Annotated in this window: 10 protein-coding genes; 9 read left to right on the forward strand and 1 reads right to left on the reverse strand. The window is 60.1% G+C overall.

Features of this window, described 5'->3' with window-relative positions; translation table 11 throughout:
* Positions 1 to 7: 7 nt before the first annotated feature.
* From FHS92_RS11660 to terL, 8 genes are all read left to right on the forward strand, one after another.
* Positions 8 to 811 carry an ABC transporter ATP-binding protein gene (locus FHS92_RS11660; RefSeq protein WP_184080781.1) on the forward strand — a complete coding sequence of 268 codons (804 nt, stop codon included), beginning with the start codon at positions 8 to 10 and terminating at the stop codon, positions 809 to 811.
* A 66-nt stretch (positions 812 to 877) separates the two neighbouring features.
* Positions 878 to 2,128, forward strand: coding sequence for an alginate export family protein (locus FHS92_RS11665; RefSeq protein WP_184080783.1), 1,251 nt, complete (start codon positions 878 to 880; stop codon positions 2,126 to 2,128).
* Between the two features lie 11 nt (positions 2,129 to 2,139).
* A complete protein-coding gene (gene nirB / locus FHS92_RS11670; protein WP_184080785.1) occupies positions 2,140 to 4,602 on the forward strand; it encodes a nitrite reductase large subunit NirB in 2,463 nt (820 codons plus the stop codon).
* Between the two features lies 1 nt (position 4,603).
* Complete coding sequence (nirD, locus tag FHS92_RS11675; RefSeq protein WP_184080787.1) at positions 4,604 to 4,945, forward strand: nitrite reductase small subunit NirD; 342 nt, start codon at positions 4,604 to 4,606, stop codon at positions 4,943 to 4,945.
* Positions 4,942 to 7,545, forward strand: a complete 2,604-nt coding sequence (locus FHS92_RS11680) for a molybdopterin-dependent oxidoreductase (protein ID WP_184080789.1) — start codon at positions 4,942 to 4,944, stop codon at positions 7,543 to 7,545. Before nirD ends, FHS92_RS11680 begins: the two co-directional genes overlap by 4 nt.
* Before the next feature lie 571 nt (positions 7,546 to 8,116).
* A complete protein-coding gene (locus FHS92_RS11685) occupies positions 8,117 to 9,517 on the forward strand; it encodes a site-specific DNA-methyltransferase (protein ID WP_184080791.1) in 1,401 nt (466 codons plus the stop codon).
* On the forward strand, positions 9,514 to 10,095 hold the full coding sequence (locus FHS92_RS11690) for a hypothetical protein (protein ID WP_184080793.1): 582 nt from the start codon (positions 9,514 to 9,516) through the stop codon (positions 10,093 to 10,095). The genes FHS92_RS11685 and FHS92_RS11690 overlap by 4 nt, the downstream gene beginning before the upstream one ends.
* Complete coding sequence (terL, locus tag FHS92_RS11695; protein WP_184080795.1) at positions 10,085 to 11,593, forward strand: phage terminase large subunit; 1,509 nt, start codon at positions 10,085 to 10,087, stop codon at positions 11,591 to 11,593. Before FHS92_RS11690 ends, terL begins: the two co-directional genes overlap by 11 nt.
* Positions 11,594 to 11,705: 112 nt before the next feature.
* Here the strand turns inward: terL and FHS92_RS11700 are convergent, their stop codons facing one another.
* Positions 11,706 to 12,572, reverse strand: a complete 867-nt coding sequence (locus FHS92_RS11700; protein WP_184080798.1) for a hypothetical protein — start codon at positions 12,570 to 12,572, stop codon at positions 11,706 to 11,708.
* Positions 12,573 to 12,732: 160 nt separating this feature from the next.
* Here FHS92_RS11700 and FHS92_RS11705 point away from each other — a divergent pair, with 160 nt between their 5' ends.
* A complete protein-coding gene (locus FHS92_RS11705) occupies positions 12,733 to 12,987 on the forward strand; it encodes a helix-turn-helix domain-containing protein (RefSeq protein ID WP_184080800.1) in 255 nt (84 codons plus the stop codon).
* The last annotated feature ends 173 nt before the right edge of the window (positions 12,988 to 13,160 follow it).

Consider the following 13,160-nt stretch of genomic DNA (forward strand, 5'->3'; position numbering starts at 1 on the left):
GGCTCCCATGAAGCAACGCAGCACGCTCGCCCTCGAAAACATCACGGTTGAATTTCCGACCCGCAACGGCCTTTTCTGCGCACTCGACAACATCAGCCTCAATATTGAGAAGGGAGAGTTCGTCGCGCTGATCGGCCATTCCGGCTGTGGCAAGTCGACCCTGCTCAACGTCGTTGCCGGTCTGGTGAAGCCGACGCGGGGCGTGGTCTTCCTCGACGATCAGGTCGTCGACGCTCCCGGGCCGGATCGGGCGGTGGTGTTTCAGGATCACAGCCTGCTTCCCTGGCTGACAGTCGAAGAAAATGTCCGCCTTGCGGTCGACAAGACGACGCCGGGCAAGAGCAAGGCCGAACGCCGCGATTGGGTGATGCACAATCTCGAACTGGTGCAGATGACCCATGCCGCGACCAAGCGCCCCGGCGAACTGTCTGGCGGGATGAAGCAGCGCGTCGGCATCGCCCGGGCGATCGCCATGAACCCGCGCGTGTTGTTGATGGATGAGCCGTTCGGCGCCCTCGATGCCCTGACCCGCGCTTCGCTGCAGGACGCGGTGATGGCCATTCAGGCACAGCTCAACAACACCGTCCTGATGATTACCCACGATGTCGATGAAGCCATATTGCTGGCCGACCGCGTGGTGATGATGACGAATGGACCGGCTGCCCGGATCGGGGAGGATCTGGCGGTCGACATCGCAAGGCCGCGTGCGCGCCTTGCGGCCATGGATACGGCCGAATATGCGGCATCGCGCCACGCGGTCGTCCATTTCCTGCACGAACGTTACCGAAATCCAGTGGACCAGGCTGCCTGAAAGCGCCGATGCCGCGCGTAGGGCAATGGTCCCGCGCGGTGTCCCACTCACATTCAAGGGGGAAATATGCACCGTTTGATTTTCGGGGTGAGCCTGCTCGCCATAACCACATCGGCCCAAGCGGGCGAGGTCAAGTTCAAACCGCTGCTCGACACGCGCCTGCGCTACGAGACGGTCGATCAGCAGGGCATCGCCAAGGACGCGGATTCCGTGACCATGCGTGTGCGCAGCGGCGCAGAACTCTCCAAGGGGCCGTTCGCGTTCCTCGCCGAGGCTGAAGCGACGCTGGCAATCGACCAACATTATAACAGCGGCGTCAATGGCAAGGCGACCTTCCCTATCGTCGCCGATCCGCAGAACATCGAACTGAACCGCATCCAGCTTCAGTACAAGACCAAACCGCTGACCGTCACCGTCGGTCGCCAGCGGATCAATCTGGATGACCAGCGTTTCGTTGGCGCGGTCGGCTGGCGCCAGAACGAGCAGACGTTCGACGCGGTCCGCGTCGAGTGGAGCGGCATCAAGAACCTGAAAGCCGATGTCACCTATAGCTGGAGCGTCCGCTCCATCTGGGGCATCGACGGCGGCAAGTTCGGCGCAACCAACCGGCCACAGGCCATGTCGGGCGACAATATATTCGCCACTCTCGCCTATACCACCAAGATCGGCACGCTGACCGGCTTTGCCTATCTGGTCGATGAGGACGAGACCGTCGTCGCCCTGCGCCGCAATTCCAGCCAGACCTATGGCGCGCGCTTCGCCGGTGCCCACGCCTTCTCGAAAACGGTAAAATTGAGCTATGCGGCGAGCTATGCGCGGCAGAGCGATTATCACACCAACCCCGTGGATTATTCCGCCGACTATTACGCCGCGGAACTGGGGCTGGAGGCGAAAGGCTTCAAACTGACCGGCGGATATGAGCTGCTGGGCGCGGACAGCAGCGCGCCGGGAATTGCGGGCAGCGTCTTTGCGTTCCAGACCCCCTATGCCACGCTGCACAAGTTCAATGGCTGGGCCGACAAGTTCCTCACCACGCCCGCAGCTGGGCTGGAGGACAAATATATCGGCATCGGCTACACCGTGCCCAAGGTCGGGAAGATGGGGCCGCTCGCCGCTGTCGTCACCTACCACCAGTTTGGCAGCGACGTGGGCAATCGCCATTTCGGCTATGAATGGGACGCGCAGCTTTCGCTCAAGACGAGCAAGCGCACCACCATCCTCGCCAAATTTGCCGATTATCAGCGCTACGGGATCAGCGATTTTGCCGGCGACGCCGATACCAAGAAGTTCATCCTGCAACTCGACTATATACTCTGAGGGAACGCGCCATGCCGACCAAGCCCCATCTCATCGTTATCGGCAACGGCATGGCGGGATGCCGCGCGGTGGAGGAAATCCTCGCGCGGGATCCGGGCCGGTTTCGCATCACTATTTTCGGTGCGGAACCGCGCGTCAATTACAACCGCATCATGCTCTCTCCCCTGCTCGCGGGGGAGAAAAGTTTCGAGGATATCATCATCAACGGCGTCGAATGGTACGCGGACAATGATATCACCCTGGTGTCCGGCGACCCGGTAACGCAGATCGACCGGGAAAGCCGGACGGTCAGGACGCAATCGGGTCGCATGGAAAGCTACGACACGCTGCTGATTGCCACCGGGTCTGATCCGTTCATCATTCCGGTGCCGGGTCACGATCTTCCGGGCGTGATCTCCTTTCGCGACATGGACGATGTGTCCAAGATGCTCGAGGCGGCCAATCGCGGCGGTGACGCCGTGGTCATCGGCGGCGGTCTGTTGGGGCTGGAGGCCGCGCACGGCCTGTCCTTACGCGGCATGAAGGTAACCGTTATCCACCTGATGCCGACGCTGATGGAGCGGCAGCTCGACGAGGCCGCGGGCTGGCTGCTGAAGGATGCGCTGGAAAAGCGCGGCCAGACAATTCTGACCGGCGCGGACACGGCGGAGATTGTCGGCAATGGCAAGGTCGAGGGCGTCCGCCTGAAGGATGGGCGCGAAATTCCCGCCAGCATTGTTGTGATGGCGGTCGGCATCCGCCCCAACACCCGCTTGGCGAAAGAAGCGGGTCTCGCGGTTGGCCGCGGCATTCACGTCGACGATCACATGGTGACATCCGATCCGAGCATCCTGTCCGTCGGCGAATGTGTCGAGCATGACGGACAGGTGTACGGCCTCGTTGCTCCCCTCTGGGAGATGTGCCGCAGCCTTGCCGACGGTCTGGTCGCGCAACCGAAGGGATATTTCGGGTCGGTCACGTCGACCAAGCTCAAGGTGTCGGGTATCGATGTGTTTTCCGCCGGAGATTTTTCGGGTGGCGAAGGGTGCGAGGACATCATCCTGCGCGACGCCACCCGTGGCGTCTACAAGCGTGTCATCGTCAAGGACGACCGGCTGATTGGCGCGGTGCTCTATGGCGATACCGGGGACGGGAACTGGTATTTCGATCTGTTGAAAAAGGGCGAGAACATCGCGCCCATTCGCGATGCGCTGATCTTCGGGCAGGCTTTCGCCTCAGGAGGAGGTGCCTCGGCAAACCCTATTGATGCCGTTGCAGCCTTGAGCGACGACGCAGAAATCTGCGGCTGCAACGGCGTGTCCAAGGGTCAGGTCATGGCCTGTATCGCGGGCGGCGCAGGCACCCTCGATGCCGTGCGCGCGGGGTGCAAGGCGTCGGCTAGCTGCGGCAGCTGCACCGGTCTGGTGGAAAACCTGCTCGCCTTCGCGATGGGCGACGACTATGCGGGCGAGCGCGACAACAAGCCGATGTGCAAATGCACCAGCTTTACACATGAAGAGGTCCGCCGCCTCATCCTCGAACAGCAACTCAAAGTCATCCCGCAAGTGATGCAGGCTTTGAGCTGGTCCACACCCGATGGCTGTTCCTCCTGCCGCCCAGCGCTCAATTATTATCTGCTGTGCGCCTGGCCAGAGACGCACGAGGAAGATCCGCAGAGCCGCTTCGTCAACGAACGGATGCACGCCAACATCCAGAAAGACGGCACCTATTCCGTGGTGCCGAGGATGTGGGGCGGGGTTACGACGCCCAACGAGTTGCGGGCCATCGCCGATGCGGCGGACAAGTATAACGCCCGGCTGGTCAAGGTGACCGGAGGGCAGCGGCTCGACATATTCGGCATCAAAAAGGAAGATCTCCCCGCGATCTGGGCGGACCTCAACGCCGCAGGGATGGTGAGCGGCCATGCTTATGGCAAGGCGCTGCGCACCGTCAAAACCTGCGTGGGGTCGGAATGGTGCCGCTTCGGCACGCAGGACTCGACCGGCCTTGGAATAAAGACCGAGCAGATGACATGGGGAAGCTGGATGCCCCACAAGTTCAAGATCGCGGTCAGCGGCTGTCCCCGCAACTGCGCGGAGGCGACGATCAAGGACTTCGGGGTGATCTGCGTCGACAGTGGCTATGAACTGATGGTCGGCGGCAATGGCGGCATCCATCTGCGCGGCACGGACCTGCTCTGCAAGGTGGCGACCGAAGCCGAAGCGCTGGAATATTGCGCGGCGTTTATCCAGCTCTACCGCGAGGAAGCACGTTATCTGGACCGCACCGCGCCGTGGATCGAGCGGGTCGGCCTCGATTATGTGAAGCAGCGCATCGTCGAAGACACCGAGGGCCGCAAGGCGCTTCGCCAACGTTTCCTCCACGCGCAGAAGTTCTCGCAGAAAGACCCGTGGGCCGAGCGCGCGGCAGGGGCGGAATCGCATCTGCACCAGCACATCGCCGAAGTGCGCCCCTTCGCCCGTGTGGGAGGATAACATGGTTACCGCAGACTGGCTCGACATCGGCCCGGTGGATCAGTTGCCCGCCCTTGGCGCCCGTACGCTCGCCGTTCAGGGGGGCGAGGAAATCGCGATCTTCCGGACCGCCAATGGCGACATCTACGCCCTGCGCAATGCATGCCCGCACAAGAAAGGCCCGCTGTCACAGGGCATCGTGCACGACACCAGCGTGACCTGCCCGCTCCACAACTGGCGCATATCGCTGGTGACGGGCGAAGCGCTGGGCGGCGACAAGGGCTGCGTGCCGACTATCCCGGTCAAGGTCGACGGCGGCCGCATCCTCATCCACCGGGGGCACGTATTGGCAGGCGTGGCGTGACAATCACCCGCACCACATGCCCCTATTGCGGAGTGGGTTGTGGTATCAAGGCGCGGCTGACGGGTGAGCGCGAAGCGGCCATCACCGGCGATCCCGATCATCCGGCCAACGCGGGCAAGCTCTGTTCCAAGGGCACCCATCTGGGCGAGACGATCGGACTGGAAGGACGGCTTCTCCATCCCGAGATCGATGGCCAGCGCGTGTCATGGGACCAAGCCATCGGGCATGTCGCCGATCGGTTCGCCGCAACCATCGCCGAACATGGTCCGGAAAGCGTTGCCTTTTATGTCTCCGGCCAGTTGCTGACCGAAGATTATTATGTCGCCAACAAGATGATGAAGGGCTTCATCGGCACGGCGAACATCGACACCAATTCGCGCCTGTGCATGGCGAGCGCGGTATCGGCCCATGTCCGCGCCTTTGGCGAAGATGTCGTCCCCTGCTCTTACAGTGACCTGGACGAAGCGAACCTCATCATTCTTGTCGGGTCGAACACGGCGTGGTGCCATCCGGTCGTCTGGCAACGGATCGAGGCAGCACGGGCCACGCGGGGCACGAAGCTGGTCGTCATCGACCCGCGCCGCACGGAGACAGCCGAGCGCGCCGATCTGCACATACCCATCACGCCCGATGGCGATGTCGCGCTGTTCCGCAACCTGCTGGCCCATATGCGTGATCAGGACCTGCTCGACCACGGTTTCCTCCAGGAAAGTGTTTCGGCGCCCTCAGGCTTCTGGGACGGCCTGTCACCCTGCGCGGACGGCGTGGACGAGGATCTGCGCCGCGCCTTTATCGCCCTGTTCGCGGCCCATCCGCGCACCGTAACGCTGTTCAGCCAGGGCGTGAACCAGTCGACATCCGGCACGGACAAGGCAAACGCCATCATCAACCTGCATCTTGCCACCGGGCGGATCGGCAAACCCGGTGCGGGGCCATTCAGCATAACCGGGCAACCCAATGCGATGGGCGGGCGCGAGGTTGGCGGCCTGGCGTCGATGCTCGCCGCGCATATGGGCTTCACCGACACGGAGCGCGACCGGGTCCAAAGATTCTGGAAATCGCCGACGCTCTGCACGGAACCGGGCCTCAAGGCCGTCGAAATGTTCGACGCCGTTGCCGACGGCCGGATCAAGGCGATCTGGATCATGGCGACCAACCCCGCCGTGTCGATGCCCGATGCGGGCGATGTCCGCGCCGCGCTCGCCGCCTGTCCGCTGGTCGTCGTGTCGGATTGCATTGCGGACACCGACACGACCCGCCTTGCCCATGTTAAGCTGCCTGCGCTGGCATGGGGAGAGAAGGACGGCACCGTCACCAACAGCGAGCGCACGATATCGCGCCAGCGTGGTTTCCTGCCTGTCCCCGGTGACGCGAAACCCGACTGGTGGATCATCGCGCAGATCGCCGCCCGCATGGGCTGGGTCGACGCTTTCGATTATCCGAATGCTGCCAGCATCTTTCGGGAATATGCCGCGCAGACCGGCTTTGAGAATGAGGGCAGCCGCATCCTCGACATTTCGGATCGAGCGACGATCACAGACGGGGCGTATGACCAGCTGGAACCCTTCCAGTGGGGCGGCGCGTCGCCCTTTTCCTACGGGCGCTATCCCACGAGCGACGGCAAGGCGCGGTTGGTCCCCGTCCATCCAGCGGCGGAGCGCAAAACGTCCGACTTTCCGTTGCGTCTCAACACCGGGCGCTATCGCGATCACTGGCACACGATGACGCGCACCGGTCTGTCGCCGCGCCTTTCGCAACATCGGCGCGAACCGCTGCTGGAACTCCACCCGGAGGACGCGGCCGATGCATCGGTAGGCGATGGCGCATTGGCGCGTGTCGAAGCTGCCGCGGGCGTCAGCGTCTACCGCGTTCGAGTCACGGATGCACAGCGCCCGGGCGAGATCTTCGTGCCGATGCACTGGACCGATCAGCAAAGTTCGGGCGGACGCACGGGCCGCCTGATGGGGAAGGACCGCGACCCTCTCAGCGGGCAGCCCGGTTTCAAGAACACGCCCGCACGGATCGCTGCGCTGCGACCTGAATGGACAGGCTTTCTGATTACGCGGGATCCGTTCCGACCGAACGACGCAATCGCACCATGGCTGCTGTACCACACACAGGTGCGCACACGCGGCGGATGGCTGGTCGAACTGGCCGGAACCGGAGAAACATCGGCTCTGCTCAACCTGTTGCCGCCGGGCGAACGGATCGAGGCCGTTGATGCCGCACGGGGCAGCATCCGCGCTGCGGTCCTGGAGAACGGCCACATGGCCGCCGCATTATTTCTCACCCGCGATGGCAGCCTGCCACAGCGGGACTGGCTCATCGCGCAGCTTGATCAGGCCGCGGCTCGCCCCGTCGAACTCCTCGCGGGTCGCGCCTCCGATCCGGTCCCCGATCGCGGTCCCATCGTTTGCATTTGCTTTGACGTCGGATTGCATACCATCGTGGAGACGATAGCCCGCGAGGCGCTGACCAGTGTCGAGGCGATCGGCGCCGCCCTATCCGCCGGGACCAATTGCGGATCCTGTCGCCCCGCCCTCGCCGCGCTGTTGCCCGGGCCTTTGGAAAGCACCTCCCCCAAGGCAATCTACGGGTGATCACTCCGGAGATTTCCGCCTCGTCGGTTCCTTGCCGCGTTCAACGGCGTCCTGGAACACGGGTAAAAGCGCCGGTCCCAAACGACGATTGACCCGTGTGATATCGGGGCAATCCAACGCTATCTTCCGCGGGACACCCGCCGTTTTCCTTGTGGAAGTACCATAAAGAAAGTGGTGCGCGACGCAGTCTGGAGCGGATGGGTCTCAGGTCTGCAAATTCCCGTTCGCATGTCGGAAAACGAGAACTTTCATAAAATTTTGGGTTTGAGGGCTTTTCGGTCCAGCGGGATGCCACGCAAACCCGCCTGCTTTACGGCAAATTTCCCGTGATGCTGAAAACGGGAATTAATCGGACCTTAAACGGAACCAAACGCGAAGCCCTGCAGCGCCTACCCGAAGGGAATAATACCGCTCGCTAGGAGCCACGGTGCGCCCCTTTTTCCGCGGCAAACACTTTAACATGTTGGTATATAAAAGTGTTTGTTTTCATATACTTAAGATATTTTTCTGATTGAGCTCGCGAACCATTACGGGTAGAAGGTCCTGCCGTAACTGTAGGGAACTGAGCATCATGAACGCAGCCAAGCCGACCATCAGAAAACGTCCGCATTATGCTCAAGGCGAGGCACCCGTAATGCGTAATCTGCCGATCGAGGGTGTGGAGTTGCCCCAGGCCTATGTGTTGCTGTCAGATATCAAGCTGCCGGCTCGCCAAACGCGTCGTCATTCGAAACAGCAAATTGCGTTGCTTGCAGAGAATCTGCAGACCTTCGGTCAGATCAAGCCGATCGTCGTCGATGCGCATGGTGCCATCGTCGCGGGCGTTGCGGTCTATCAGGCATTGAACGCGCTGGGCTGGGCCAAGGCACAGGTGGTACGCGCGGAACATCTGAGCTGTGAAATGCTCAACGCTTATGCCATTGCCGACAACAAGCTCGCGGAATTGAGCACGTTCGATCCTGCGGTCGTGGCCGATATTTTCCGGGAGCTTGAGACACTCGATTTCGATCTCACCCTTACGGGGTTTGAACCCTTTGAAATCGACAATGTTTTTGCCGAGGCGGCGCGGGAAGAATCAGCAGAAATCGAAGATATCCCCGATGCCCCTGCCGTGCCGGTCTCGACGCTGGGCGACGTGTGGCAACTAGGCAACCATAAGCTCCTGTGCGGAAATGCCCTAGAGCGGGAGTGCTACGCGCAATTGATGGGAGACGAGCGTGCGACCATGATTGTGACCGATAGCCCGTATGATGTGAAAATTCGCGGAAACGTCAGTGGCCTCGGCAAGGTAAAACATGGCGAGTTTGTTATGGCGTCAGGGGAGCTCGGGCGGGACAAGTTTATCGACTTCCTCAAGACCAGTTTCACGCATATGGCCGAGTTCAGCATCGATGGCTCCATCCATTTTGCATGTATGGACTGGCGCCATATCTATGAAATGACCGTTGCGGGCGAGTCCACCTATTCCGAACAGAAAAACGTCATTGTCTGGAATAAGGGATCGGGGGCAATGGGCAGCTTCTACCGAAGCCAGCATGAACTCATCTTCGTCTGGAAGAATGGCAAAGCGCCGCATATCAACAATTTTGGTTTAGGCGGCAAAGGCCGGCGCACGCGCACCAACGTGATAACCATACCCGGCGCCAGTAGCTTCTCGCGTACGCGCAAGGAGGATCTCGCCGCCCACAGCACAGTCAAGCCCACCCGACTGTTTGCGGATCTGATCCTCGACGTGTCGCGCCGCGGCGACATCGTGCTCGACCCCTTCTGTGGTTCCGGCACAACCTTGCTGGCGGCCGAGCGTACCGGGCGCAAAGCGCGCTGCATCGAACTTGATCCCAAATATGTCGATGTAGCTATCGAGCGCTGGCAGCGCGCCACCGGTGGCACGGCGATCCATGTCGCATCGGGGCAAAGCTTCGCAGACCGCACCGCAGCAGTCGCTGCTTGTGAACGGGAGGATTTGTCATGAGCGCATCGCAGCTTCAAAAGCCGGTTACCATCAGGCAGCGCCGGGATCCGCGGACACAACAGGCGGGCCTGCCTGTTGCGCCGATTAAGGTGGAAAGTGAGGCGCGAGCGGGCGCTGGAAATGGGGAAACGTTAGACGGGCATCTCTGGTCGCTGGAGACTGGCAGCAGCACCACACGCGCCGATGGCACAACAGCGGGCGAATACAAGGTCGGCTATGGGAAGCCTCCGCTTGCCACGCGCTTTACGAGCGAGAACCAGCCGCAGCGCAGGGGACGCAAGCCTAAGCCGAAATCCACACGTGAAGCCGAACTGGCGCTGATGAATGCCTCTTATCCGTCTGTCGAAAAGGGCAAGCCCATTACTCTAAATGGCCATCAGTTGATGGCACGTGCGCGTTTCCAGAAGGCATTGGAGGGCGATTTGCGAGCAATGGCGGAGATCATTCGCAGCACCATGCCGACGCCGGACGAGCTCGATGAGATTGAAAAAGGTCGGCCACTCACTGAGCACGAGCTAAATGTCTGGAAAACGATGATAGAGATCGCCCGCGGACCCGAGGCAGACAATGGTAACTGAGCCCACGCCTGGCGTGCAGCGCGACATAATGGATGGAGCGGCGCGGCAGCATCTCTATCCATTCGCGCTTATGATGATGCCGGTCGTCCTGAGTGACAGACCTTATATCGCGAACAACCATGTTGAGGCTCTGTGTGTCCAGCTCGAAGCCGCGTTTACTGGCGGGCCGCGCTCGCTGCTCGTGAATATGCCGCCGCGATACCTCAAGTCGATTACCGTGTCGGTATTGTTCTGCGCCTGGCTCATTGGGCGCGATCCTTCGTTCAAGATCATTGTTGCCACCTATGGCGCAACCTTGAGTGAAGACCATAGCCGCCTGTTCCGACGCGTCGTACGCTCGCCCTTTTACCGTCGTCTCTTTCCCAAGGTACGCTGGGCAGTGGATACCGTTGAAAATATGGTCACCACACGCGGCGGCGGCCGCAGAAATACCTCGCTCGGCAGCGGCATTACCGGAGTCGGCGCCGACCTGCTCATTGTCGACGACCTCATCGGGACGCAGGATATCCATTCGGAAGCCCGCCGCGCCGAGCAAAAGCGCTATGTCGACGAGACGCTTTACTCACGCCTCGACAATAAGGAGAATGCGGTATTCATTGTCGTCCAGCAGCGCCTTCATGAAGACGACGTGATCCAGCATCTCTATGAAAAGGGAAGCTGGCACCTCTTCTCATTGCCGGCGATCGCAACTGAACCTCAGAGTTTTCCGCTCATGAACGGACGCTCGTTTAACCGTGCGCAAGGCGATGTCCTGGCACCGTTGTTCGAAAGCCGCGAAACCCTTGCAGAAATCGAGCGCGGCATGACGTCGCGCATATTCAGTGCGCAGTATCAGCAAAATCCGATTCCGGACGGGGGAGATGTCATCAAGATCGACTGGTTTGAAAGAGTCGAAGGCCTTTATGACCGCGAAGAGTATGAATATGTCGTGCAATCCTGGGATACGGCTTCAAGTATTGAGCCCGGCAGCGCCTTCTCAGTGTGCATGACCTTGGGGCTATTAGAGAGACACTGGGAGATACTCGATATCTGGCGAGAGCGGGTCAGCATGCCCGATCTCGTGCGGGCAGCCGAGCGACTTTATAAAAAGTGGGTGCCGAACAAGCTACTTATTGAAAACAAGAGTAGCGGCATCGGCCTCATCCAGATGTTACGCAACGATCCTCGTTTCACGGGGCGTCGCACGATCAACGCCATCAATCCTGGCATCGCGACAGAGGACCGCATGATCAGCTACTCACCGCTTCTCGAGCAAGGCCTTATTCTCATTCCTGATGAGGCAAAATGGCTTGCCGCATTTACCCATGAATGCACGGCATTCCCCAAAGGCCGCTATATGGATCAGATCGACGCCCTCAGTCAGTTTTTGGAATGGACCTCGACCCGCGAGGCAAAGAACATCGTCACCCCTCCAGCAAAGCGGGTTTGGCCTGATCCTTACAAGCGTACTACCAATTCTCCATTCGGGACGCTCGATACAGCCTTGTGGCGGTTTTAGGTTCAGGGCTCATTGATCATATCCAAAAACGAGCCTGGATCAGACTGTGCCCACCCCATCAATAAGTCTGACACTGGGACGTCATTAGGACGATGTTCGTTGCTGATATCCGCTAGAGTTCCACGATGCGGCAGCGGAAACCGCCGTAGGATATTTTAGCTTTCAAGCAGCAGGCCTCTTTCCGGTCGAGGGTCGTTGCAATCCTTTTTGGCAATTCGCTTCTGATCACCTTGGCCGCTTCCATGCCACCCATCATTGTTCTGAGCACCTCGGAGGCAGCAACGAAGTCGTGGGAAGCTTCTACGATGTCGACTGCATAGCTTGCATTTGTCGAAGTGTCCGCTGGCGAGCCGCTTTCATCCTGTTCTTCCATCGCATTGATCAGATGGGCACGCCAGCGCTCTGCCAGTGCCATTGTCGACTGGCCGTGCGGCGACTGCGCATCAAGACCCTTCGCACCTGCGCTGAAGAGGCTGATCTGAGAATAAGGGTCCTCCCGATCGTTCACCGCCACCTTGAGTGAGATCGCGCCTAGCCGCTCCCGGCTTCGCCTGGACCCAGTCAAGCCGCCCGCCAGAGCACCCAGCCCCCCCAAGACCAATCCGCCAACAGCTGCGCCCGCCAATTGCGAACCCCGGTTAGTCTTAGATATCGAAACGCCGTTCGATAGTACCTCGACCGCCATGATCTTTGAGAACGGTAACACCCGCATGGCGTCGATTTTGCCCAGCAGGACCTGCCGCGTGTCGAAGTTCATACCGACGGCGGAGCCGTCCTGGCGAGAAACAAAAAGCTCATCCAGTTCATACTGGGCAGCCAGTTCTTCAATCAACGCCAGTCGATCTTTTGAACGCTTTTGCCTTGAGGCCCCTCGATATATTTGCGGCTGGGAACTACTGCTGCCGGATTTCGCTCTCAAGACAAACCGTCCCAGGAATACGAACCAAACGATAGCTGCAACGAAAACCAGTAATATCATGGATCACACCCCATTCTTTGGACCTCAAACAGCTCGCCGGGGAACTCCCCCGAACGACAGCCTGCCAAACAAAGAGCATTTTAGCCCTTCGATTAGTCCAAAACAGACTAGTCCATAATAGGTTATATTTGAAGCGCTCAATTTAAATTGAGCGGCTGAAATGGTAAAATCTCTGTACTCTCCTGAGTTGGGCGCGTTGCTGGAAATACTTCGAGCCCGTCGCCAGTCGGCGGGCATTTCACAACATGAGCTGGCGAAACGACTGGGCCGATCTCAATCCTATGTGACGAAAGTGGAGACGGGCGAGCGCAAGCTGGAGGTGGTCGAGTATCTCGCCTGGTGCCGCGCTCTGGGCTTACCTGCGTCCGGGCTCCTTGATGAGGTGGAAGCGGCAAAGAGCCTCATAAAGGATTGAAGAGCTGTAAGCCTGGATGCCGCGATACCTTCGCCAACATGCACGAACCCGCTCGCGCGGGAGGGTTCGTGCTTGTCGCGCAAAGCTACCCACGAGAGCCGCTAACATAGCGGCCATTCACTGGCTCAGTTCGGCCCGTCGATACCTGCCCTTTGTTCATCAGATGATTCCGG

Origin of the sequence: Sphingobium subterraneum (assembly GCF_014199435.1) — a bacterium.
Classification (GTDB): domain Bacteria; phylum Pseudomonadota; class Alphaproteobacteria; order Sphingomonadales; family Sphingomonadaceae; genus Sphingobium; species Sphingobium subterraneum.